A 23,726-nucleotide genomic window follows, 5' to 3' on the forward strand; every position below is an offset into this window, starting at 1 on the left:
TTTCATTATTTCTTGTGAACATTTGATATATTTTAAGTATTACAGCAATCCGAAGATCGCTGCTGCACTTACATCAAATGCCCACACTTATCGACTGTTAATTGTTAAAGAACTGTATTCGGTACTGCTTTCGCGCTATCGACAAAGCGTTGTGTTTGTCAGCTGCGAAGAAGGAAGAGTATGAAGCATTTCGCTACGTCCGTCAACTCCTTCTTTACTACTTATCGCCGTTTCCGGTGATCCTCAACTGCCGCATTTGACTGCGTCTCATTGGGGAGGCGAACTATAGCAAAGCCGTCCACGCCCCGCAAGCGCTATTTTGCAGTTTGGCAAATATTGCTGTGTGATATCGTAGCGCCGACCATACCCTGCCTCATCCACATAGATTCCCATGCCTATCCCACACATCAGCCCCACCGCCAATCCCGCCCTGGCCAGCGCACTCGAACATGCCATCAACAGCAAGACCAAGCCATTGGGCAGCCTCGGCATGCTGGAAACCCTGGCCCGCCAGATCGGCCTGATCCAGCAAAGTACGCAACTGGCGCTACACCAGCCCGCCATCATCGTTTTCGCGGCCGACCATGGCGTCGTCGCCGAAGGCATTTCTGCCTATCCACAAAGCGTGACCTGGCAGATGGTGGAAAACTTCCTGGGCAATGGCGCCGCCATCAATGTCTTTGCCCGCCAGAACGATTCCACCTTATATATAGTAGACGCGGGCGTAAACCACGATTTCGGCCCGCGCGACGGCTTGCTTGACCGCAAACAAGGTCCCGGCACCCGCAACTTTGCCAAAGAGCCCGCCATGAGCCGGGAGCAGTGTCTGGCCGCCATGCAGGCGGGAATGGACCTGGTCGCCAGCCTGGGCGGCAATGTGCTGGGCTTTGGCGAAATGGGCATCGGCAACACCACGGCCGCGGCAGCACTGATGCACAAGCTGACCGGCACGCCCGTTGCCGATTGCGTCGGCGCTGGCACGGGCCTGTCGAAAGAGGGCGTACGACATAAACAGCAGGTGATCGAAGCGGCCGTCGCCCATCATGCGGCAGTCGATGAGCCGCTCGACGTGCTGGCCACCTTCGGCGGCTTCGAAATCGCCATGATGGCCGGCGCCATGCTGAAAGCGGCCGAACGGCGCATGATTCTGCTGATCGATGGCTTCATCGTCAGCAGCGCACTGCTGGTGGCGGCGCGCCTGCAGCCAGCCATCCTCGATTACTGCGTGTTTTCGCACTGCTCTGATGAAAACGGTCACCGCCAGCTGCTGGCCAGCCTTGGCGCGCGTCCGCTGCTGCACCTCGATTTGCGCCTCGGCGAAGGCACGGGTTCCGCGCTGGCCTTGCCGCTGCTGCACGCGGCCGTCAACTTCATGCGCGAGATGGCGACCTTCGCCTCGGCACAGGTCAGCGAAAAGTCCACGCCAGACTAAGACCATGGCCAATCCCGTTTCCGCCGCAATCCACCAGTGCCGTCTGTTCTTCATCGCGCTGCAGTTCTTCACGCGCCTGCCGATCCCACGCTGGGTGGGATTCGAGCCGGCCTGGCTGCAGCACGCCTCGCGCTACTTTCCCCTGGTGGGTCTGGTGGTGGCCGCCATCAGTGGCGCCGTGTATCTGCTGGCCAGCTGGCTGCTGCCTTCTGCGGTGGCCGTGCTGCTGGCCGTCGCTGCCAGCATTTACCTGACGGGCGCCTTCCATGAAGATGGTTTCGCCGACATGTGCGACGGCTTTGGCGGTGGCTTGACGCGCGAGCGTGTGCTGGAAATCATGAAGGACTCGCGCATTGGCGCGTATGGCGCCATCGGCATCATCTGCCTGCTGGCCATCAAGTGCACGGCGCTGGCCTCGTTGCCGCCACACATCGTCGTGGCGACACTGTGCATCGCCCATCCTTTGTCCCGCCTGGCCGCCGTCTCGCTGATCCGGTTCATGGATTACGCGCGCGACGAAGGCAAGTCCAAGCCCATGGCGCAGGAAATGCGCACGGGTGAATTCATCATCGCCACCGTCTGCGGCCTGCTGCCCGTCATCGTGTGCGGCGCTCTGGGGATATTCGACTGGGCCACGCTGGTCTTTGCCGTCGTGGTGGCGGCAGCTGCCGCTTTCTGGCTGGGCCGCAAATGCCTGCGCCGCCTGCAAGGCTACACGGGTGACTGCCTGGGCGCCGTGCAGCAAGTGGCGGAAGTGGCGGTCTATCTGGCCATCCTCTCCAGCTTTCAGCCCCCCGTGCACTTCTATTAACAAACATGCGCCTGATCCTCGTTCGCCACCCCGCGCCGCAGGTGACCAGCGGTACCTGCTATGGCCGCAGCGACGTGGCGGTGGCACCGCATGAAATGGCCACGGTGCGCGCCAGCTTGCAGGTAACCTTGCCGCCGCATGTACCGCTGTATGCCAGTCCGCTGCGCCGCTGCGCCGGCCTGGCGGCGGCCTTGGCGCAGGACTTGCCTTCCAGCGCACTGTGCTTCGATGCGCGGCTGGCGGAGATGGATTTCGGCGCGTGGGAAATGCAACCCTGGCACGCGATTGCGCGCGCGGAAATCGATGCCTGGGCAGCCGACCTGGCCTGGTACCGCCCCGGCGGGGGCGAGAACGTGCTGGCGATGGCCGCCCGCGTCGACGCGTTTCTAGGCGATCTGTTGCGCGAACAACACGAAACGGTCGTCATCATCTGCCATGCGGGCACCATCCGCCTGCTGTCGGCACTGCAAGCCCGGCTGCCATTGGAGGGAACAGCCCTGCTGGCCGCCCATTCCGCCCATAAAATCGCCTACGGTGCGACGGTCGTCGTCGATTTCTGATATTGAATTGTCCAGCCGACCATGTCAGTCCATGCCTGCTGCACGTATAATGGCGGGGTTTTGGTGCCCGCGTTCATGTCCATGAGCGCAGTTAAACGGGAAACACGATGCCGCGATCGCGGCGAGCGTGTGCTGCCCCCGCAACGGTAAGCAAGTGTCGCCCCTCCCTGCCGGAAGCGGACGACAAGCTATCTCTGACAACCACTGTGCTTGCAATCATCGAGCATGGGAAGGTGAGATAGCCGTACTTGCCAGCCCGGATACCGGCCAGGACAGGTGGAAGTGTGCGAACGGGGATGTTCGCGATCCGAATGGCCGACTGGCCGTCTTCGATCGTCATCTTCAGTTCCCACTTCTGTTCAATCTGGCCTACGGGGACGTCGGCTGGTTGCATATTACTTACTGAAAATTATCATGACCCATGCTGTTTCCCGCCACGCGGCCCTCACGTCGCTCGCGCTAGCCATTGCCGCGCCTGCCGCTTTCGCCCAGACCACGTCAAACACATTCGATCCGGTGATCGTCACCGCGACCCGCACTCCACAAAAAGCCAGCGAATTGCTGGCCGATACGAAAATCATCACCAGCGAAGATATCGCCCGTTCGGGCGCAGGCTCGGTCACCGAGTTGCTGCAAAAACAGCGCGGCATCGAAGTGACGCGCAATGGCGGCGCAGGCACGGCGTCGTCTGTATACATCCGTGGCGCGAACAGTACCCAAAATATCGTTCTGGTGGACGGCGTCCGCATCGGTTCCTCGACACTGGGAACCGCCACCTGGAGCCCGGTTCCACTGGCCAATATCGACCGTGTCGAGATCGTCTACGGCCCTTTGAGCACCCTGTACGGTGCCGACGCCATCGGCGGCGTCATCCAGATTTTCACCAAAAAGGGGAGCGGCACACCCGTGGTTGGCGCATCGGTCGGCTTTGGCAGCGATGCCACGCGTCAATATGACGCCAGCGTTTCGGGTGCAACCGGTGGCTACAATAGCCTGAGCTACTCGCTGAACGTCAGCAAGGAAAAAAGTGACGGCTTTTCGGCCACCAAACCAGGTAATTCCTATTACAACGCCGACAAAGACGGCTACGACAAGAAAAGCGTCACGGGCCAGCTTGGCTTCCAGTTGGCCAAGGGGCACGACCTGGGCCTGATGTTCATGAACAGCAAACTTGAAGCACAGTACGACAGCGGGCCTGGCTACGATACGCGCAGCAATCAAAAACTGGAAAACATCGGCGTATTCATGAACAATGAATTCGTTCCAGGCTGGCACAGCAAGGTACAAGTTGCCGAAGCACGCGACAAGGCCAACGAGGACACCTCTGCGGGCGCGGCCGGCAAGAGTTCTCTGGAAACCAAGCAATCGACTTTTGACTGGCAAAATGACATCGCCATCGGCGTCGACACGCTGCAATTGCTGGCCAGCTACCGCAAGGAAGAAGTCGTCTCCAGCGCCAAGCCGATCTTGAATCGTGCCCGCGACACCAAGTCGCTGGCAGCTTCCTACACCATGAAGCGCGACCAGCACCTGCTCAGCGCCAGCCTGCGCCGCGACAAGATGTCGGAAAGTGGTTCGACCACCACCGGCAGCCTTGGTTACGGCTACCAGATCAACAATGCCTTGCGCGCTACCGCCAGCTATGGCACCAGCTTCCGCCAGCCGACCTACAATGAACTGTATTACCCAGGTTATGGCATTGCCAGCAACCGTCCTGAAAAGGGCCGCAATGCGGAAATGGGCCTGCGCTACGATGATGGCAAGACGCAGTTGAGTGCCGTGTATTACCATAACCGCGTGACCGATCTGTTGATCTATGCAAACACATGCCCGGTTGAAGCATCGACCCATCCTTATGGCTGCGCCTATAACGTCAACAAGGCCTTGCTGGAAGGTCTCACCTTGGCCGGCCGCCATCAGTTCGGCGCCTTTGGCATCAGCGGCAATATCGACCTGCAAGATCCGCGTGATGAAACCACCGACAAGCTGCTGGTGCGCCGCTCGAAAAAGCACGCCAACTTTGCAGCCGACTACAGCATCGCCAAGCTGAAAACCGGCGCCGAACTGCAATTGTCGGGCAAGCGCTATGACGATATCGACAACAAGACCCGACTGGGCGGCTATGGCTTGCTAAACCTGTTTGCCACCTACCAGGTAGCGCAGGACTGGTCGGTCCTGGCGCGCTGGAACAATATCACTGACAAGAAATATGAACTGGCACGTGACTACAATACCGCTGGTTCCAACTTCTTCGTCGGCCTGCGTTACGGCTCGAAATAACCATGTTGTAATGATGTAAGCTGCGGGCGATGGCATGCCGCCATCGCCCGCAGATGCAGTTCTGCAGTCCCCGTTTTTAAGGCAGTACATGCACCCATTTTTCCGCAATATGCGCCACCGCGCCACCGTGATCCTCACGGTGCTGATCGTGTGCGCGGTTGCCAGCCTGATTTTCTCCGGCATGATCGGTTCGATCGCGATCCCGCTCGCCGACCTGCCTTCCGCCCTGTTCCATGTCGTGCAGGGCAAGACCGATACCCTCGCCGCCACCTTGCTCGACCTGCGCCTGGGCCGCGCGCTGACCGCCTTTGTCACCGGCGCGGCGCTGTCGCTGGCCGGCTTGATGATGCAGGCGCTGCTGCGCAATCCCCTGGCCGATCCGTACGTGCTGGGCATTTCCGCCGGCGCCTCCGTTGGCGCGCTGGCCGCGCTGCTGTTCATGTGCGCGCTGTGGGTGGTCGACGCGGCTGCGTTTGCCGGCGCCGTCGGGGTGTCCATGCTGCTGTACTTTTTTGCGCGCCGCGACCTGCGCGGCGGCACGGCGGCCGAAGGCGGCGCCTCGCTCTTGCTGCTGACGGGCGTGATCCTGGCCTCGGCCTGCATGGCCATCGTCACCCTGATGCTCTCCATTGCCCCGGAAAGCCGCTTGCGCAGCATGGTGTTCTGGATGATCGGCGACCTGTCCGGCGCGCCCGCGCGGCTGATGCCTTGGCTGGTCCTGGCCGGTGCCCTGGTCTTCGCACTGCGCTGCGCGCGCTCGCTGAACGTCATGGCGCTGCACGCGGAAGCGGCCAGCACCCTGGGCGTGCGCGTGGGCGCCCTGCGCAAGGGCCTGTTCTTCTGTTCCGGCCTGCTCACGGCCAGCGCCGTCACCAGCGCCGGCAGCGTGGGCTTTGTCGGCCTGATCGTACCGCACGCGCTGCGCTTTGCCTGCGGCCCCGACCATCGCCTGTTGATACCGGCTGCCGCGCTGGCCGGCGGCACCTTCCTCGTACTGGCCGACACGCTTGCGCGCACCGTACTGGCACCGTTACAGCTGCCCGTCGGCGTGGTCACGGCCATGATAGGCGCGCCCGTCTTCCTGTACCAGCTGCACCGGTTGCGACGCACATGATACGTACCTACCAACTCGGCCTGAAGGCAGGCACGCGCTCCCTCGTGGAAAACCTCATCTGGCACATCAAGGATGGCGAATGCTGGAGCGTGATCGGACGCAATGGCGCGGGCAAGAGCACCTTGCTGCGCACCCTGGCCGGCTTGCGCGAACCGGATGCGGGCCACGTGACGATACAGGGCCGCGCCCTGGTCGACTGGCCGCTCGACGAACTGGCACGCGAACGGGCCTTCCTGGCGCAGGCGCGGCACGATGCGTTCTCGTACCGCGTCATCGAAACCGTGCTGTCTGCGCGCCACCCGTATCACGACAACCATTACTGGGAAGGCAGCGACGACCAGCGCATCGCCTTGGCGGCGCTGGCATCGATGGAAGTGGAGCACCTGGCCGAGCGCGACGTGCGCAGCCTGTCCGGCGGCGAACGCCAGCGCGTGGCCATCGCCGCCATGCTGGCGCAGGACACGCCCTTGCTTCTGCTGGACGAACCGGCCAATGCGCTGGACCTGGCGCACCAGGTCAGCGTCATGGGCCTGCTGTCAAAGCTGTGCCGCGAACAGAATAAAACCGTGGTGATGGTGGGGCATGACCTGAACCTGGCGCACCGCGTCTCGACCCATGCACTACTGCTGATGGGCGACGGCGGCTGGCTGGCCGGTCCGGTGGCCGAGGTAATGCGGGCATCCATCCTGGGCGACTACCTGGGCCACCCGATCGAGATCATCGATCACGGCAAACGCAAGATATTCATACCGAAAGAGGACTGACATGAGCGACAACAAAAACATCGACGCGGACACCGCCGCCATCAACGAACGCCACCGCGTGCGCATGGAACGCAAAAAAGCCATCATCGACGCGGCCATCGCCAAGGCCGACAAGGAAATCGGCATCATCATCGTCAACACGGGCAATGGCAAGGGCAAGAGTTCGAGCGGCTTCGGCATGGCCATCCGCGCCATGGGTCACGGCATGAAAGTGGGCGTGGTGCAGTTCATCAAGGGCGCCATGTCGACGGGCGAAGAAAAATTCCTGCGCCGCTTCCCCGATGAAATCAGTTTTCATGCGATGGGCGAAGGCTATACCTGGGAAACGCAAAACCGCGAGCGCGACATCGAAAAGGCCGAACTGGCGTGGGAACAGGCGAAGACCTTCCTGGCCGACCCCAGCTACGGCCTGGTGCTGTTCGACGAACTCAATATCGCCCTCAAATACAACTACCTCGACGTGCACAAGGTCATCGCCGACCTGCTGGAACGCCCGGCCATGCAGCACGTGGTCATCACGGGCCGTGGCGCGCCGGACGAATTGATCGCCATCGCCGACACCGTCACGGAAATGGCCGTCGTCAAGCATGCCTATGCGGCCGGCATCGGCGCGCAAATCGGCACCGAGTGGTAACAGCGCCATGACGCGCACCCTGGTCTTCGGCGGCGCCCGTTCCGGCAAGAGCGCCCATGCGGAAACGCTGGCCCGCGAGTCCGGCAAGGAAGTGATCTACATCGCCACCGCGCAGGCGGGCGATGCTGAAATGGCCACGCGCGTCAGGCACCACCGAGCGCAACGCCCGGCCGAGTGGGTAACCCTGGAAGAACCACTGCGCCTGGGCGACGCCATCCTGCGGGAAGCACTGCCAGGCCGGCTGCTGCTGGTCGACTGCCTGACCCTGTGGCTGACCAACCTGATGTTTTCCAGCGGCGAGACCTATCCGGACGTAGGCGACATCGCCCTGCCCGAGCTGTTCCACAGCGAGCGCGCGCACCTGCTGTATGCGCTGGCCGAAATCGAAGACACCGGCTGCGACCTCGTTCTCGTGTCGAACGAAGTGGGCATGGGCATCGTGCCCTACGGCGCCATCTCGCGCTGCTTCACCGATGAAGCGGGCCGTTTGAATCAGGCCGTGGCGGCCGTGTGCGACAAGGCTGTCTTTGTGGCCGCCGGCCTGCCGCTGTACCTGAAAGGCGGCCCATGCTGAGCGGCTTGTCGCTGCCCATGCTGGCCGCCTTGATGGCGGCCGGCGTGCTGCTCGACCTGCTGCTGGGCGAGACGCGCCGCTGGCATCCGCTGGTGGGCTTTGGCCGCCTCGCCAGTGCGCTGGAGCGCCTGCTGAACCGGGGCCGTGGGCGCTTCCTGCGCGGCGTGCTGGCGTGGTCGCTGGCCGTGCTCCCCATCAGCTATGCCGCCTACTGGCTGTGCGGCCTGGTGGGCGCCGCCCTCCACGTTTTCCTGCTGTACCTATGTCTGGGCCTGCGCAGCCTGCGCGACCACAATCAGCCCATTGCCGACGCCCTGGCCATCGATGACCTGGACAACGCGCGCCTGCTGACGGCGCGCATCGTCAGCCGCGACACGGCCAATGCCGACGCGGCCAGCCTGGCCAAGGCCAGCACCGAATCTCTGCTGGAAAACGGCAACGACGCCGTCTTCGGCACCCTGTTCTGGTTTGCCGTGGCGGGCGGCCCCGGCGCCGTGCTCTTCAGGCTGGCCAATACCCTCGACGCCATGTGGGGCTACCGCAATGCACGCTACGACTGGTTCGGCTGCTGCGCCGCGCGCATCGACGACCTGTTGAATTATCTGCCGGCGCGCCTGACGGCCCTGTCGTACGTCTTGCTGGGCAAGAGCATGGCCGACAAACAACGGGCCTGGCACTGCTGGCGCACGCAGGCGCCCCACTGGGGCAGCCCGAACGCTGGCCCCGTGATGGCCAGCGGCGCCGGCGCCCTGGGCCTGGCCCTCGGCGGCGACGCCATCTACGACGGCGAACTGGAACGCCGCCCGCCTTTGGGTAGTGGCCGTCCCGCCGAAGCGCGCGATATCGACCGCGCCTGGCGCCTGGTGGCTGAAACGGCCGTGCTGTGGCTGATCTGGATGGCGCTGCTGGCAAGCCTGTTCTACCTGAAGGGAAAACACCTTGCTTGAACATGGCGGCAACCTGCGCGACGCCGTGCGCGAATACGGCAGGCCACTGGAAGACTGGATCGACCTGTCGACCGGCATCAACCCGCACTGGTATCCAGCGCCAGCACCGAACGCCAACGCCTGGCACCGGCTGCCGGAAGCCGATCCCGCGCTGGCCGTTGCCGCCTGCGTGTATTACGACGCGCCAGCCATGCTGCCCGTGGCCGGCACGCAAGCCGCCATCCAGGCCCTGCCCCGGCTGCGCGCGCCGTCGCGCGTGGTGGTGGCCGCGCCGTCGTATGCTGAACATGCGCACCACTGGGGCCAGCACGGCCACCAGTTGCAGCAAGTGCCGTATGCGCAGCTTGCCGATGCCGTCGACCATTGCGACGTGCTGGTCGTCTGTAATCCGAACAATCCCACGGGCGAGCGCATCGCGCCCGAGCTGCTGCTGGAGTGGGCGGACAAACTGACCGCGCGCAGCGGCTGGCTGGTGGTCGATGAAGCGTTTGGCGATACGGAATCGTGCGCCAGCCTGGGGTCCCACTCTGCCCGGCCGGGACTCATCGTGCTGCGCTCCGTCGGCAAATTCTTTGGTCTGGCGGGACTGCGCCTGGGCTTTGTCGCAGCCCATTCAGCCTTGCTTGCGCAGCTGGCCGACCTGCTGGGGCCATGGGCCGTCAGCGGCCCGGCGCAGCACGTGGCGCTGGCCGCCCTCGCCGACACGCATTGGCAGGTGGCGATGCGCGAGCGCCTGCGCGGCGAAGGCGCCCGCCTGCGCCAGCTATTGGCAGCGCACGGCATCTCCAGCAGCGGCACGGCGCTGTTCCAGTGGTGGCCGGAAGAGCGCGCCGAAGCGTTCTGGCGCCACATGGCGGAATCGGGCATCTGGGTGCGCCTGTTCCGCCACGCCGCCCACGGCATCCGCCTGGGCCTGCCCCCCGACGAACACGCCTGGCTGCGCCTGCAGCAGGCCCTCACCACATGGAAACACATATGAACCACTTGAAAACAGCACTGCTGCTGGCCGGACTGGTCTCGCTGCAGGCGCAGGCCGCCATCACCGTGCGCGACGACGACGGCAATGCCGTCACCGTGGAAAAACCGGCGCGGCGCATTCTGGCGCTGGCGCCGCATGTGACGGAACTGCTGTTCGCGGCCGGTGGCGGCGACAGGATCGCCGGTGTCGTCAGCTACAGCGACTACCCGGAAGCTGCAAAGAAGATCACGCAAGTGGGCGACAACCGCCAGTACGACATGGAACGCATCATCGCCCTGAAGCCGGACCTGATCGTCGTGTGGATGCATGGCAGCGCCGAGCGCCAGATCGCCATGCTGCGCCAGCTGAAGGTGCCCATCTATCACAGCGAACCGCGCAAGCTGGCCGACATCCCCGACAGCATGGAGCGCCTGGGGCAGCTGATGGGAACGGAAAAAACCGCCAAACCGGCGGCGGCCCAGCTGCGCGCCAAACTGGCCAGCCTGACGGCGCAATATGCGCAGCGCCCGCCCGTGCGCGTGTTTTACCAGGTGTGGGACAAACCTTTATATACCTTGAGCGGCGCGAGCATCATCAGCGATTCCATGCGCGTGTGCGGCGCGCAAAATGTCTTTGCCGCGATGAAGGTGGTGGCGCCCGTCGTCACGCCGGAAGGCGTGCTGCAGGAAGACCCGGAAGTCATCTTCGGCACCAGCGAAAAAAGCGATCCGCGCAGCGAAGGCGGCCTGGCCATGTGGCGCGCCTTCCCGTCGATGACGGCCGTGCGCAAGAATAACCTGTTCCGCCTGAACGGCGACCTGCTGAACCGCGCCGGCCCGCGCATGATCGAGGGCACGGCCGCCATGTGCGAACAACTGGAAGTGGCCCGCCAGCGCCGCAACACGCCCGCCGCCAAGGCCGCTCCATGAGTCACGCAGCGAGTCACTACCAGCGCATCGCCTGCCTGTCGACGGAAGCCGTGGAGACGCTGTATGCGCTGGGCGCCGAAGACGTCATCGCGGGCATTTCCGGCTTTACCGTGCGTCCGCCCCGCGCGCGCGAGGAAAAGACCAAGATCAGCGGTTTTTCCTCTTCCAGCCTGGAGCGCATCCTGGCCGTCCAGCCCGATCTCGTGATCGGTTTTTGTGACATGCAGGCCGATATCTGCCGCGACCTCGTCAAGGCTGGCATCGAAGTGCACCAGTTCAACCAGCGCACGGTGGAAGGCATCCTGCGCATGATCGGCGTGCTGGCCGCACTGGTGCAGCGCGAGGAAGCGGGACGTGAACTGATCGCCAGCCTGCGCGTCGACATCGCCGCCGCCCGGGCTCGGGCCGCAGCCTGGACGCGCAAGCCCGTGATTTACTTTGAAGAGTGGAACGATCCGCTGATGAGCGGCATCGGCTGGGCGGCGGAATTGATCGGCATCGCCGGCGGCACGGACGCCTTCCCGGAATTGTCCGCGCAGCCGGGCGCGAAAGAGCGCATCATCGCCGATCCGCAAGAGGTGGTGCGGCGCGCGCCCGACATCATCATCGCCACCTGGTGCGGCAAGAAGTTCCAGCCGGCGCAGCTGACGGCACGTCCGGGCTGGGATGCGATTCCCGCCATACGCAATGACATGCTGTTCGAGATCAAGTCGCCCGACATTCTTTCGCCCGGTCCGGCCGCCATCACGCAAGGCTTGCGCCAGATCAGCGACATCATCGCGCAGTGGCAGGAGAATCAGAAAGAGCGGCAGGCATGAAGAGTCCCTTCCCCGCCTTGATGGTGCAAGGCACGACGTCGGACGCGGGCAAAAGCACCGTCGTCGCAGCCCTGTGCCGCCTCTTGAAACGCCGTGGCGTGACGGTGGCGCCGTTCAAGCCGCAAAACATGGCCTTGAATAGCGCGGTGACGAGCGACGGCGGCGAGATCGGCCGCGCGCAAGCCCTGCAGGCGCTGGCCTGCGGCATCGCGCCGCACACGGACATGAATCCGGTGCTGCTGAAACCGTCGTCGAACACGGGCGCGCAAGTGATCATCCACGGCAAAGCGCGCGCCGAGATGGATGCGCGCGACTACCAGCAATATAAAACCATCGCCATGGGCGCCGTGCTGGAATCGTACGCGCGCTTGCGCCAGCAGTACGACGCCGTCGTCGTCGAAGGCGCGGGCAGCCCCGCCGAAGTCAATTTGCGCGCGCGCGACATCGCCAACATGGGCTTTGCCGAAGCCGTCGACTGTCCCGTGATCCTGGTGGCCGACATCGACCGTGGCGGTGTCTTCGCCCACATCATCGGCACCCTGGCCTGTTTGTCCGACAGCGAACGGGCGCGCATCCTTGGCTTCGTCATCAACCGCTTCCGCGGCGATATCTCGCTGCTACAACCCGGCATCGAGTGGCTGGAACAGCAGACGGGCAAACCCGTGCTGGCCGTGCTGCCCTACCTGCAAGGCCTGTTCCTCGACGCGGAGGACGCCGTCGAAGCGATGCAGGCCGAACGCGGCGCCTTCAAGGTGGTGGTGCCGCAACTGCCGCGCATCAGCAACCACACGGATGTCGACGCGCTGCGCGCCCATCCCGATATCGACCTGCAATTCATCAAACAGGGGCAGCCGATTCCAGCGGCCGACCTGGTGATCCTCCCCGGCAGCAAGAACACGCGCAGCGACCTGGCGTGGCTGCAGCAGCAAGGCTGGCCCGCCTACCTGGCGAAACACCTGCGCTACGGCGGCAAGGTGCTCGGAATCTGCGGCGGCTTCCAGATGCTGGGGCAAAGCGTGTGCGATCCGCTGGGCGTGGAAGGCGCGGCGGGAGAGTCGGCGGGACTGGGTTTGCTCGACATGGCGACGGAGCTGACGCGCGACAAGCGGCTGGAACAGGTGCGCGGCCGCTGCGCGTTTGCCGGCGCGGCCGAGGCGCCCGTGGCAGGCTATGAAATCCACATGGGCGTCTCGCATGGCGCCGCGCTGGCGCAGCCGGCTTTTGTCATCGACGGCCGTCCGGAAGGAGCCGTATCGCAGGACGGACAAATCCTCGGCAGCTATTTGCACGGCATGTTCGACACGCCCGCCGCGTGTGCGGCGCTGCTGCGCTGGGCGGGGCTGGACTCCGGCCACGTGGTGGATACCGCCGCCCTGCGCGAGGCCAGCCTGGAGCGCATCGCCGATGCGGCCATCCCGCTGCTGGCGGCCCTGGACCGCATCAAACGCTAGCCGTCATTTTTTCAGGCACATGCCCATGTACGAGCGGTCGCTCGAAAATTCAACGGCCATGCTCGATGACACGGGCATGAACATCGAATAGTCGGCCGGCACGTCGGCGGGGTCCTTGAACACGGCGATGCCATCGAACTCGACGGCCTGCGTACCCAAGCCCAGCTTGTTCAGGGTCACGTTTTCCGCGTGCACCTTGCCCGTACCGTTATTTGTGATGGTCGCCACATTGCTGGCGATGTCGATCTTGCCCGTCGTGCCACCCTGCGCCGCACAGGCGTAGCTGCCATTAATTTCCGTGCCGATTTTCTGCTGTCTGGCCGCCACGATGGTGCCCACGCGCAGGACGTTTTCCTGGTTGCGGCTGTAGCGGTCGATGAACAGCGCCAGCCCCCGGTCCCCCGCATGCACGTGCACGATGCCGAAGTCCTGGCTGCCCTGGCGGGCGACGAGCAAGCCGTTCTTCGCATCCTTGACCAAGGTCAGGCTGGCGTTTTCCGCTTCCAGCAGCGGCGATACTGGCGAGCACACGCCTTGCGCGTTGAACACGCCGCCAATGCACAGTTGGGCCGCGCCGTCGGCGGCGATCCTGAGACTGCCTTTCGGATTGAAACGGTCACCGCCGTTCGAGGCATTGCGCATGCCGCCCAGGAAGATATAGTTGCCGGCCAGCTTGGCCACGTCACCCACCGCATAGCCGGTGCCGCTGACGGTCGAGACCATGTTGCCCAATTTGACGTTGCCAGACAAAAGACGCGTGCGCGCATCGACGGCGACGCTGAAATCCGTTGCCGTATAAGTGGTGAGATTGCCGGTGGTGGACGCAGTAAAGGTGCCGCTGCGGTCGCTCAAGCCGAACTGCGTCGACAGCACGCGGATAGTGTAGGTTTTCTTGACGCTGTCGAACGTGATGCGCCAGGTGTCGCCGATATCGGCAGCCACGTCATACACGCTTTCATCGGCGCTGGCGCCGGCAATGATGGTCAAGCCGGCCTCCCTGGCCACGGCAACTGACGCCACCGTCACGCTGTCCACGGGAACGACGGGAGGTGTCACGACGACAGGCGGTGCGGCGGGCGCCTCCGGCGTGCCGCCATCGCTGCCGCCACCGCATGCGGACAGGGCCGCGCCCAGGACAAGAAACGTAAGTGCATTTTTCATGTGGAGTGACTTTCAGGGAAAAGAGGTAGGAGCTGCCAGAAAACACATGCTAGCCTTGCCCGCAATCTATTGCTATAGAACAAATGTTCCATGGACTACGCCCCCGGCATGTTGCCAAAAGGGAAGGCGCGGGCGGCACGCCTGCGTCATTTATGTGACAATTCATCGTACTGTCGGCTCCGTTTCTCCTCTTCAGGCTCGCATCCATGACCAGTTCCCCCATTAAAAGCTACCTTCCCTGGGTGGTTGCCACCGCTCTGTTCATGGAGCAACTCGACTCCACCATCGTCAACACCGCCATCCCCGCCATGGCCGCCAGCCTGAATGTGACGCCGCTGAGCCTGAAAGCCGTCGTCACCAGCTACATCCTGAGCCTGGCCGTGTGCATTCCCATCAGCGGCTGGATGGCCGACCGCTTCGGCACGCGGCGCGTGTTTTCCGCCGCCGTCGCCATCTTTACCCTCGCCTCCATCCTGTGCGGCCTGTCCGTGAATGCGCCCATGCTGGTGGCCGCGCGCCTGCTGCAAGGGGTGGGCGCAGCCATGATGATGCCGGTGGGCAGGCTCACCATCATCCGCACCTTTCCCAAGTCGCAACTGCTGGCGGCCATGAATTTCGTCATCATCCCCGCCCTGATCGGTCCCCTGCTGGGGCCCACGGTCGGCGGGCTGATCGTGCACTGGCTGTCGTGGCGCGAGATTTTCTTCGTCAACGTGCCTGTCGGCCTGGTCGCGCTGTATCTGGCGCACCGCTACATGCCCGATTACTACGGCGACAAGCCCCGTCCGCTGGACTTGATCGGCCTCGTGTTGTTCGGCACGGGTATCGCGCTGCTGTCATGGCTGCTGGAAATTTTCGGCGAACACCGCATCGACGGCACCTCGTTTGCCGTGCTGCTGTTCATCTCCATCAGCCTGCTGGCCGCGTATGTCTGGCATTCAAGCGAAGTGCTGCATCCGCTGCTGCGCCTGACCCTGTTCAAGATCCGCACCTTCCGCGTTTCCGTGGTGGGCGGCTTCGTCACGCGCCTGGGCGTGGGTGGCCTGCCCTTCCTGCTGCCGCTGCTGTACCAGCTGGGCCTGGGCTTGCCCGCCTGGCAATCGGGCTTGCTGATGATGCCGTCGGCCGCTGCCGCCATGGGCATGAAATTCATTTCCGCGCGCGTGCTGGCCCGCTTCGGCTATCGCCAGGTACTGATCGTCAACACCGTGCTGATCGGCGTGACCATCGCCATGTTTTCGCAGGTGAGCGCGGGCACGTCCCTGTACGTCATCGTCGCCATCAGCCTGTGCATGGGTTTTTTCAATTCGCTGCAGTTTTCCAGCATGAATACCATCGCGTATGCCGACGTCGACAAGAACGATTCGAGCATGGCCAGTACGATCGCCAGCTCGATGCAGCAACTGTCGATGAGCTTTGGCCTCGCCTTCGGTTCGCTGATCACGGGCTGGTACCTGGGCGACATGCCGCAGTCGGACCGCGCCATGCTCAGCACGGCCCTGCATCACGCCTTCCTCACCTTGGCCGCCCTGACGGTGCTGTCCTCGCTGACCTTCTGGACCTTGCGCCGCGACGATGGCGAAAGCATCAGCAAGGGCACGGACAGCGACGAGGAGGATGCGGCCGACGTCAAGGCCCAGGCCGCTGTGCAGACGGAAGTGCAAACCACGAAAGGCTGAGCCACATCAAGCTTGCCGCCAGCGCCGCTGGTACTTTTTCCTGACGCTGCTATCGTGATGACAGGAGGTGCACATGGCGGCCGAGCGGCGCTTTGCGTGGAAGGGCACGGACCGCCAAGGCAAGCCGGTCGACGGCGTCTTGCGCGCCGCCGACGTCTGCGCTGCCAAAGCCACATTGAGAAGCCAGGGCATCCTGGCCAACCGGGTGCAGGCTGCGCGCAGCGCACCCGGCAAGGCCATCACGCGCAAGGATATCGCGCTGTTTACGCGCCAGCTGTCGACCATGATGGCGGCTGGCGTGCCGCTGCTGCACGCCTTCGACATCGCCGGCAAGGGCCATGCCAAGCCCGCCATCACGGCGCTGATGCGCGACTTGCGCCACGACATCGAAGCGGGCAGCAGCCTGCAGCAGGCTTTCCGCCAGTTCCCGCTGCTGTTTGACGAACTGTATTGCAACCTGCTGGCGGCAGGCGAACAGGCCGGCATCGTGCAGGATTTGTTGGCGCGCCTGGCCACGCACCAGGAAAAGGCCATCGCCCTGCGGCGGAAGGTGCGCGGCGCGCTGATGTATCCGCTGGCCATCGTGCTCGTCGCCTTCGTCGTCACGGCCATCATCATGAGCGTGGTCGTGCCCGCTTTCCGCCAGGTCTTCGACAGCTTCGGCGCGCCGTTGCCGCTGCCCACCCTGCTCGTCATGGGCGTGTCCGCCTTTGTAGTCCGCTACTGGCTGGCCTTGCTGGCGGTGCTCGTGCTCGCTTGCGTGCTGCTGCACCTGGCCTGGCGCCGCTCTCCCGCGTGGCGGCGCAACACGCAACTGCGGGCGCTGCACCTGCCCGTGTTCGGTCCCCTCTTGCGCAAGGCGGCGATCGCCCGCTGGACGCGCACCCTGGCCGCCATGTTCGCCGCCGGCGTACCGCTGCTCGACTCGCTCGGCCTGGTAGGCGCCGCCGCCGGCCACGCGCTGTACCAGGAAGCGACGACGCGCATCGAACGCGAAATCCGCGCCGGCGGCAGCCTGGCCCTGGCCATGGAACACAGCGGCGTGTTCCCTCCCTTGCTGACGCAGCTGACCCTGATCGGCGAGGAGTCCGGCGCGCTCGACGCCATGCTGTCGCGCGCGGCCGACATCATCGAGGCCGATATCGACGCCACCGTGGCCACCCTTTCCACGCTGCTGGAACCGGCGCTGATGGTGGTGCTTGGCGTGCTCGTCGGTTCCCTCGTGATCGCCCTGTATTTGCCGATTTTCAAGCTGGGGGCCGTGATTTGACCATTCACCCACCTAAAACGTCCCCATGTGCCGGCGGATGTTTTACACTGCGGCAGTGCCAGGCAATGTTTGCACGGCAACATTCATCACCTCAGACAAGTTCACCATGCTGCAAGATACCCTGCTGTTCGCCGCGCCCGGCAATCTGCCCGTCGCCCTCGTTGCCGCCCTGTTCGGCCTGATCGTCGGCAGCTTCCTGAATGTGGTGATCCACCGCGTGCCGAAAATGATGCAGCGCGAATCCGATAATTATGTGGCGGAAGAAAGCGGCTTGCCCTTGCCGCACACGGACCGCTACAACCTGATGCTGCCGCATTCGAACTGCACCGCTTGCGGCCACCGCATCACGGCCATGGAAAACATTCCCGTCATCAGCTATCTGCTGCTGCGCGGCAAATGCAGCGCCTGCAAGGCACCGATCTCCGTACGCTATCCGCTGGTCGAGCTGCTGACGGGCGCGCTGTCGGCCCTCCTGGTCTGGCACTTCGGCAGCGGCTGGACGGGCCTGGCCACGCTCGTGTTTGCCTGGCTGCTGATCGCCATGACCTTCATCGACGCCGATACGCAAATGCTGCCCGACGACCTCACCTTCCCCCTGCTGTGGGCGGGCTTGCTGATCAATATCAATGGCACTTTCGTACCCCTGCAAGACGCCGTCATCGGCGCGGCCGCCGGCTATCTGGCCCTGTGGGCCGTGTACTGGGCCTTCAAGCTGGCGACAGGCAAGGAGGGAATGGGCTATGGTGACTTCAAATTGCTGGCGGCGCTCGGTGCGTGGCTGGGCTGGACCATGCTGCCGACGATCATCCTGTTGTCGTCGCTGGTGGGCGCCGTGGTCGGCATCGGCCTGATCGTGTTTGCCAAGCGGGGGCGCGACAAACCGATTCCGTTCGGCCCCTATCTGGCGGCGGCAGGCCTGATCGCGCTGCTGTACGGCACGCCCCTGTCGCGCCTCACACTGGGCCTGACCAGCTGACCCGCGCAACACTGCCCCTATGGAAAAACACATGCAGCTACATAACGCACCGTATTTCAGCGTGGGTCTCACCGGCGGCATCGGTTGCGGCAAGAGCACCGTGGCCGACCAGTTCGCCGCGCTGGGCGCCTCCATCGTCGACACGGACCAGATCGCGCACAGCCTGACGGCGCCCAATGGCGCGGCCATGCCGGCCCTGGTGGCGGAATTTGGCCCCGACTACGCCGATGCGCGCGGCGCCCTCGACCGCTCAAAAATGCGCAACCTCGTATTCGCCGACGCCGCCGCCAAGGCAAAACTGGAAGCCATCCTGCACCCGCGCATCCGCCAGGCGACCCTGGCGGCGGCCGCCGAAGCGACGGGCAGCTACGTGATCTTTGCCGTCCCCCTGCTCGTCGAGTCCGGCGGATGGGTGGAACGCGTCAACCGGGTTCTCGTCATCGATTGCCTGGAAAGCCTGCAAGTGTCGCGCGTGATGGCGCGCAATGGCTTATCGGAAGAACAAGTCAAAGCCATCATGGCGACGCAGGCCACGCGCGCCATGCGCCTGGCGGCGGCGGACGATGTGATCGACAATAATGGCGATTTGGCCGCCCTGGCGCCGCAGATTGCCCAGTTGCACGATTTATATCTGGCATTTTCAAAAAGAATGGCCGGAATCGGGTCGCAACGTTTGTAATTTGTCGACGCTTGGTTCAAAATCACGGGATTGTTTGCAGGTCCTTACTTAAGGGAATTATTTTGATTGTCTACGAATACCCTTTCAACGAACGCATACGTACCTTGTTGCGGCTGGAAGACCTGTACGACAAATTCAAGTTCTTCATCCAGCAAGAGCATGCAATGCAGCACCATGTTGCCTTGGCAACTATTTTCGATATGCTCGAAGTGGCTGGCCGCGCCGACCTGAAGTCCGACCTGCTGCAGGAACTCGAGCGCCAGCGCCAAAGCCTGCTCGGTTACCGCAGCAATCCGAATGTGGAACCGGAAACCCTGGACGCCATCCTCGGTGAACTCGACAGTGTCAGCGGCGCCCTGGTGGCGGCGCAAGGCAAGACGGGCCAGAATATCCGCGACAATGAATGGCTGATGAGCATCCGCGGCCGCACCATCATCCCGGGCGGCGCCTGCGAATTCGACTTGCCGTCCTACTTTGCCTGGCAGAAACGCAGCTCGGAACAGCGCCTGACCGACATCCACGCCTGGTTCGCCCCGCTCGCACCGCTGTTCGACGCGCTGGCCCTGGTATTGCGCCTGCTGCGCGATTCCGGCGGACCCGTTAAACTGATCGCCAATGGCGGCAGCTACCAGCAAATGCTGCAAGGCAAGGTGTACCAGATGCTGCGCCTGAGCCTGGATGAAAGCAGCGGCGCCATCCCGGAAATTTCCGCCAACAAATACATGCTGTGGGTACGCTTCACCACCCAGGGCGGCGACTTGAAGCCCAAGCCGCTGGAAGAAGATGTACCATTCGAGCTCACGCTCTGTAATTTTTAACTGTTACTTATTTGCCCCATCATGACCGTCGTTAATTGCCCTACCTGTGCCGCCAAAGTCGAATGGACTGAAGCCAACAAATTCCGCCCCTTCTGCTCGGAACGCTGCAAGCAGATCGACCTGGGCGCCTGGGCCGAAGAGAAATACACGATCCCCGCCGCCGACCCGTTCGAAGATCCACTGGCAGACGAAGACAACAAGCCGCAATAATTCTCAGCGAAACGGATTTTCCAGGCGCAGCCCCTGCGCCGCGAAACTGTCGAGCCTGCCACTGACCACCGTCAAGCCATAGGCGATACCCATCGCCGCGATCTGCCCATCGACGCCATGCGCATGGCCCCGCTCACACAGGCGGGCGCACACGAGGGCGCAATCGAGGTCGAATTCCAGCAGCCGCGGCGCATAGTCCGCCAGCACTGCTTCCAGCCAGCCTTCCAGCGCCAGTGCTTCCAGCGCCGCTTCGCGCCGCCAGCTGCGCTGTATGCCTGCGCGCAATTGCGCGATCACCTGTACCGGCACATAGCGCATTTCCGGCGCCACCCGTTCGAAAAAAGTGCGCACGCCCTCCGGCGCAGCGCTGCCCTTGCGCGCCGCAACGATCACATCCGTGTCGACCAGGTAGGCGGACATCGCACGTCAGGTGCGGCGCTCGAAATCCGCATCAAGCCCCACGTCGGGCATGCCGCGCAGAATATCGTCGAGCGGACGCTTCGGCAGCGGCCGCAAGGCGCTGCGCAGAATGTCGCGGTGCTCGTCTTCGATGCTGCGGCCATGCGCGCGCGCACGCTTGTGCAGGGCGGCAATCAGCAATTCATCGGTATCGGTAAAGGTCAGTGTCAGCGGCATGCGCAACTCCCAATGCTAGATGAAAGCACTGTAGCGCAAAGCGCGCGCGATACAAGGAAAGTCACAGGAAAGCTTGCGCCAGCACGCAGCATGGTGCTGCCCGCTGGAACAAGTGTCAATCAGGCAAGCGCCAGCGATTCCCGGCGTACCTCGTCCAGCCATTCCAGCAAGGGAATGGTGGCCGGCAGCAAGGGTTCCACGCCGACCGTGCCCTGCCAGGCGAACGCCTGCCCTTCCAGGCTTTGCGGCTCGCCCCGCCACTCGCGGCTGATATAGAAATGCAGGCGCACGTGGGCGTGCGGATACACGTATTCGACGCCGCACCAGGCCTCGGCACTGTCGATATACAGCCCCAGTTCCTCGACAAACTCGCGCTTCAAGGCGTCAAAAATGGCTTCGCCCGGTTCGACTTTGCCGCCAGGAAACTCCCAATAGCCGTCATACGGCTTGCCGGCCGGGCGCTGGCCCAGCAACACGTCGCCATTCGGTTTCATCAGGATGCCGACGGCGACATCCACCGGTGTCACTTTCATATCACTCATTGCGGCAACTTTCCCGCAGGTAGTTTCCCAGCATAATCGCGTGCGAATTGCCACGCCACCCGGCCCGAACGGGAACCGCGCTGCAAGGCCCAGCGCAGGGCGTCGCCGCGCGCCTGCGCGATCTGTTCCGGCGTGCAGCCGAACGAAGCGAGCCAGTGCGCTGCGATATCGAGGTAGTCATCCTGCTTGAACGGGTAGAACGACAGCCACAGGCCAAAGCGCTCGGACAGCGAGATTTTCTCTTCCACCGTCTCGCCCGGATGCAAATCGCCGTCGTCATCCGTCTTGTAGCTGCTGTTGTCGGACATGCGTTCCGGCATCAGGTGACGGCGGTTCGACGTGGCGTAGATCAGCACATTGTCCGATTGCGCGGCGATGCTGCCGTCGAGCGCCACTTTCAGCGCCTTGTAGCCGCTCTCGCCCTCTTCGAACGACAGGTCGTCGCAAAAGATGATGAAGCGCTCGGGGCGCGCCGCCACCAGGTCGACGATGTCGGGCAAGTCGGCAAGATCCGCCTTGTCCACTTCGATCAAGCGCAGGCCTTGATCGGCGAACTGGTTCAGGCATGCCTTGATCAGCGACGACTTGCCCGTGCCGCGCGCGCCCGTCAGCAACACGTTGTTGGCGGGACGTCCGCTGACGAACTGGCGCGTATTTTGCTCGATCTGCGCCTTTTGCGTGCCGATATTGTGCAAGTCATCCAAGGCGATGGACGACACGTGGGCCACGGCCTGCAGATGGCTGGCCGCGCCCTGGCGCCGGCGCCAGCGGAAGGCAAAGCTGGTCCAGTCGGTCGCCGGCAAGGCCGGCGGCAAGATCGACTCGAGCCGCGCCAATACCCTTTCGGCGCGGATCAGGAATTGATCGAGGCCGGTCATGAGCGGTAGTCGGCGTTGATCGACACGTAGTCATGCGACAAATCGCACGTCCACAGGGTAGCCGTGGCATCGCCGCGCGCCAGTTTCACGCGGATGGTGATTTCGCTTTGCTGCATCACGCGCTGGCCATCCTGTTCCTGGTAGTCCGGGTTGCGGCCGCCGTTCTTGGCCACCCACACGTCGTCCAGATACAGGTTCAATTGACCCACATCAAGGTCGTCCACGCCCGCGTAGCCGATGGCGGCCAGGATGCGGCCCAGGTTCGGGTCGGAGGCAAAGAACGCCGTTTTCACCAGCGGCGAATGGGCGATGGAATAGGCGATCTTGCGGCACTCTTCCACGTTGCGGCCGTCTTCCACGGTCACGGTCATGAATTTCGTCGCGCCTTCGCCGTCGCGCACGATGGCTTGCGCGAGAAAAGTAGACAGTTCGGTGACGGCAGCGGCCAGTTCCGCATAGTGCGGCGAATCGATGGAATCGATGACCAGGCTGCCCGCGCCCGTGGCCACCAGCATGAACGAGTCATTGGTGGAGGTGTCGCCGTCGATGGTGATGCAGTTGAACGATTTGTCGGCCGCCTGCTTCACCAATTGGTCCAGCACCGGTTGCGCCACGGTGGCGTCAAACGCGAGGAAACCCAGCATGGTGGCCATGTTCGGCTTGATCATGCCGGCGCCCTTGCTGATGCCCGTCAGGGTCACCGCGTGACCGCCGATGGTGACGGTGCGCGAGCCGGCTTTCGGCTGCGTGTCGGTGGTCATGATGGCTTCGGCGGCCGAAAACCAGTTGTCCGGCGTCAATGCGGCCACGGCTTGCGGCAAGCCGGCGACCAGGCGCTGCACGGGCAAGGGTTCCAGGATCACGCCGGTGGAAAACGGCAGGATTTGCTGCGGCGTGCAGCCCAGCAGCTCGGCCAGCGCGGCGCAGCTGGCCTGCGCGTCAGCCAGGCCCGATTCGCCCGTGCCCGCATTCGCGTTGCCCGTATTGACCAGCAGCGCGCGGATCGGCGCGGCGCCGGCCGTCACGGCGGCCAGGTTGGCCTTCGAGATTTGCACGGGCGCGGCGCAGAAGCGGTTCAAGGTGAACACGCCGGCCACGGTGGCCGTCGGCGCCAGTTTCAATACCAGCAAATCCTTGCGGTTGGGTTTCTTGATGCCGGCTTCGGCAACACCGATTTCAATGCCGGCGACGGCTTTCAAGTCGGCGGCGACGGGCTTGGGGGAATTGACGGCCATGGTGATTTCTTCTGCGAGGGAAAAGGGAAGCGCTATTGTAGCGCCTTCGCGGCGCCGGTGAACATGCGGCAAGGGAATAGTCGCGCCGGCCAGGGCAGTCGCGAAGCGGGTCGGCAACATGACCAGGCTTGCGATTTATCAGAACGCTGCCGCCTGGCGGCGCTAAGGTATAGGAACAGACGATCACGCGTCTCGCACAAGCGCCCGGGGAGGGAATGTCATGGCGCATGGAAAATCCTACCGCATGCATCGCAGCGATTCAAGCTCGTCACGCCCGTTGCGCCTATGGTGTTTATGCTGCCTGTTTTGCCTGCTGGCCTCGTTGACGGCCTGTACGCTGCCAGGCGAACCGGCCGATCATGCCATCGGC

General features: G+C 63.6%; 26 protein-coding genes and 1 riboswitch. Of the genes, 20 read left to right on the forward strand and 6 right to left on the reverse strand.

Annotated features, from left to right (window positions below):
* From OX460_RS25480 to OX460_RS25545, 14 genes are all read left to right on the forward strand, one after another.
* A partial coding sequence (locus OX460_RS25480; RefSeq protein ID WP_289900348.1) for a hypothetical protein occupies positions 1-184 on the forward strand: 184 nt, incomplete at its 5' end.
* Positions 185-391: 207 nt separating this feature from the next.
* Entirely contained in the window at positions 392-1,432 is a 1,041-nt protein-coding gene (cobT, locus tag OX460_RS25485; RefSeq protein ID WP_289900349.1) for a nicotinate-nucleotide--dimethylbenzimidazole phosphoribosyltransferase, read from the forward strand.
* Between the two features lie 4 nt (positions 1,433-1,436).
* Complete coding sequence (locus OX460_RS25490) at positions 1,437-2,243, forward strand: adenosylcobinamide-GDP ribazoletransferase (RefSeq protein ID WP_289900350.1); 807 nt, start codon at positions 1,437-1,439, stop codon at positions 2,241-2,243.
* 5 nt (positions 2,244-2,248) lie between these two features.
* Complete coding sequence (locus OX460_RS25495; RefSeq protein ID WP_251351102.1) at positions 2,249-2,803, forward strand: histidine phosphatase family protein; 555 nt, start codon at positions 2,249-2,251, stop codon at positions 2,801-2,803.
* Positions 2,804-2,847: 44 nt separating this feature from the next.
* A riboswitch (cobalamin riboswitch) is annotated at positions 2,848-3,090 on the forward strand.
* Positions 3,080-5,083 carry a TonB-dependent receptor gene (locus tag OX460_RS25500; protein WP_354669845.1) on the forward strand — a complete coding sequence of 668 codons (2,004 nt, stop codon included), beginning with the start codon at positions 3,080-3,082 and terminating at the stop codon, positions 5,081-5,083. It overlaps the preceding riboswitch by 11 nt.
* A gap of 88 nt (positions 5,084-5,171) precedes the next feature.
* A complete protein-coding gene (locus tag OX460_RS25505) occupies positions 5,172-6,197 on the forward strand; it encodes an iron ABC transporter permease (RefSeq protein ID WP_289900351.1) in 1,026 nt (341 codons plus the stop codon).
* On the forward strand, positions 6,194-6,961 hold the full coding sequence (locus OX460_RS25510; RefSeq protein WP_251351099.1) for an ABC transporter ATP-binding protein: 768 nt from the start codon (positions 6,194-6,196) through the stop codon (positions 6,959-6,961). The genes OX460_RS25505 and OX460_RS25510 overlap by 4 nt, the downstream gene beginning before the upstream one ends.
* Before the next feature lies 1 nt (position 6,962).
* Positions 6,963-7,595 (forward strand): cob(I)yrinic acid a,c-diamide adenosyltransferase, encoded by a 633-nt coding sequence (cobO, locus tag OX460_RS25515; RefSeq protein ID WP_251351098.1) that lies wholly within the window; start codon positions 6,963-6,965, stop codon positions 7,593-7,595.
* A gap of 7 nt (positions 7,596-7,602) precedes the next feature.
* Complete coding sequence (gene cobU / locus OX460_RS25520) at positions 7,603-8,169, forward strand: bifunctional adenosylcobinamide kinase/adenosylcobinamide-phosphate guanylyltransferase (protein WP_251351097.1); 567 nt, start codon at positions 7,603-7,605, stop codon at positions 8,167-8,169.
* Positions 8,163-9,116: an adenosylcobinamide-phosphate synthase CbiB gene (cbiB, locus tag OX460_RS25525; RefSeq protein WP_289900352.1), complete on the forward strand. Its 954-nt coding sequence runs from the start codon at positions 8,163-8,165 to the stop codon at positions 9,114-9,116. Before cobU ends, cbiB begins: the two co-directional genes overlap by 7 nt.
* On the forward strand, positions 9,109-10,095 hold the full coding sequence (gene cobD / locus OX460_RS25530) for a threonine-phosphate decarboxylase CobD (protein ID WP_289900353.1): 987 nt from the start codon (positions 9,109-9,111) through the stop codon (positions 10,093-10,095). The genes cbiB and cobD overlap by 8 nt, the downstream gene beginning before the upstream one ends.
* Positions 10,092-11,003, forward strand: a complete 912-nt coding sequence (locus OX460_RS25535) for a cobalamin-binding protein (RefSeq protein WP_289900354.1) — start codon at positions 10,092-10,094, stop codon at positions 11,001-11,003. The genes cobD and OX460_RS25535 overlap by 4 nt, the downstream gene beginning before the upstream one ends.
* Complete coding sequence (locus tag OX460_RS25540; RefSeq protein ID WP_289900355.1) at positions 11,000-11,821, forward strand: ABC transporter substrate-binding protein; 822 nt, start codon at positions 11,000-11,002, stop codon at positions 11,819-11,821. Before OX460_RS25535 ends, OX460_RS25540 begins: the two co-directional genes overlap by 4 nt.
* The gene (locus tag OX460_RS25545) at positions 11,818-13,272 is read left to right on the forward strand and encodes a cobyric acid synthase (RefSeq protein WP_289900356.1); all 1,455 of its coding nucleotides are present in this window, start codon (positions 11,818-11,820) and stop codon (positions 13,270-13,272) included. Before OX460_RS25540 ends, OX460_RS25545 begins: the two co-directional genes overlap by 4 nt.
* 3 nt (positions 13,273-13,275) lie before the next feature.
* Here the strand turns inward: OX460_RS25545 and OX460_RS25550 are convergent, their stop codons facing one another.
* Entirely contained in the window at positions 13,276-14,433 is a 1,158-nt protein-coding gene (locus tag OX460_RS25550) for a hypothetical protein (RefSeq protein ID WP_289900357.1), read from the reverse strand.
* A gap of 206 nt (positions 14,434-14,639) precedes the next feature.
* Here OX460_RS25550 and OX460_RS25555 point away from each other — a divergent pair, with 206 nt between their 5' ends.
* The 6 genes from OX460_RS25555 (at position 14,640) to yacG (ending at position 20,065) form a co-directional block, all read left to right on the forward strand.
* A complete protein-coding gene (locus OX460_RS25555) occupies positions 14,640-16,112 on the forward strand; it encodes a DHA2 family efflux MFS transporter permease subunit (protein WP_251351090.1) in 1,473 nt (490 codons plus the stop codon).
* A 73-nt stretch (positions 16,113-16,185) separates the two neighbouring features.
* Positions 16,186-17,382: a type II secretion system F family protein gene (locus OX460_RS25560; RefSeq protein ID WP_289900358.1), complete on the forward strand. Its 1,197-nt coding sequence runs from the start codon at positions 16,186-16,188 to the stop codon at positions 17,380-17,382.
* Positions 17,383-17,488: 106 nt separating this feature from the next.
* Positions 17,489-18,358 carry an A24 family peptidase gene (locus tag OX460_RS25565; protein ID WP_289900359.1) on the forward strand — a complete coding sequence of 290 codons (870 nt, stop codon included), beginning with the start codon at positions 17,489-17,491 and terminating at the stop codon, positions 18,356-18,358.
* A 31-nt stretch (positions 18,359-18,389) separates the two neighbouring features.
* Positions 18,390-19,037: a dephospho-CoA kinase gene (coaE, locus tag OX460_RS25570; protein WP_289900360.1), complete on the forward strand. Its 648-nt coding sequence runs from the start codon at positions 18,390-18,392 to the stop codon at positions 19,035-19,037.
* Between the two features lie 62 nt (positions 19,038-19,099).
* The gene (gene zapD, locus OX460_RS25575) at positions 19,100-19,855 is read left to right on the forward strand and encodes a cell division protein ZapD (protein WP_077399896.1); all 756 of its coding nucleotides are present in this window, start codon (positions 19,100-19,102) and stop codon (positions 19,853-19,855) included.
* Between the two features lie 18 nt (positions 19,856-19,873).
* A complete protein-coding gene (gene yacG / locus OX460_RS25580) occupies positions 19,874-20,065 on the forward strand; it encodes a DNA gyrase inhibitor YacG (RefSeq protein ID WP_034748814.1) in 192 nt (63 codons plus the stop codon).
* 3 nt (positions 20,066-20,068) lie between these two features.
* On the opposite strand, the gene OX460_RS25585 is transcribed toward yacG, so the two are convergent.
* From OX460_RS25585 to argJ, 5 genes are all read right to left on the reverse strand, one after another.
* A complete protein-coding gene (locus OX460_RS25585; RefSeq protein WP_289900361.1) occupies positions 20,069-20,485 on the reverse strand; it encodes a PIN domain-containing protein in 417 nt (138 codons plus the stop codon).
* Between the two features lie 6 nt (positions 20,486-20,491).
* The gene (locus OX460_RS25590; protein ID WP_251351086.1) at positions 20,492-20,701 is read right to left on the reverse strand and encodes a DNA-binding protein; all 210 of its coding nucleotides are present in this window, start codon (positions 20,699-20,701) and stop codon (positions 20,492-20,494) included.
* Between the two features lie 119 nt (positions 20,702-20,820).
* The gene (locus OX460_RS25595; RefSeq protein WP_251351085.1) at positions 20,821-21,243 is read right to left on the reverse strand and encodes an NUDIX domain-containing protein; all 423 of its coding nucleotides are present in this window, start codon (positions 21,241-21,243) and stop codon (positions 20,821-20,823) included.
* On the reverse strand, positions 21,240-22,121 hold the full coding sequence (locus OX460_RS25600) for an ATP-binding protein (protein ID WP_289900362.1): 882 nt from the start codon (positions 22,119-22,121) through the stop codon (positions 21,240-21,242). Before OX460_RS25600 ends, OX460_RS25595 begins: the two co-directional genes overlap by 4 nt.
* Positions 22,118-23,356, reverse strand: coding sequence for a bifunctional glutamate N-acetyltransferase/amino-acid acetyltransferase ArgJ (gene argJ, locus OX460_RS25605; RefSeq protein WP_230541469.1), 1,239 nt, complete (start codon positions 23,354-23,356; stop codon positions 22,118-22,120). Before argJ ends, OX460_RS25600 begins: the two co-directional genes overlap by 4 nt.
* Positions 23,357-23,726 lie beyond the last annotated feature (370 nt).

This window comes from Janthinobacterium sp. SUN033 (assembly GCF_030397595.1).
GTDB classification, from domain to species: domain Bacteria; phylum Pseudomonadota; class Gammaproteobacteria; order Burkholderiales; family Burkholderiaceae_D; genus Janthinobacterium; species Janthinobacterium kumbetense.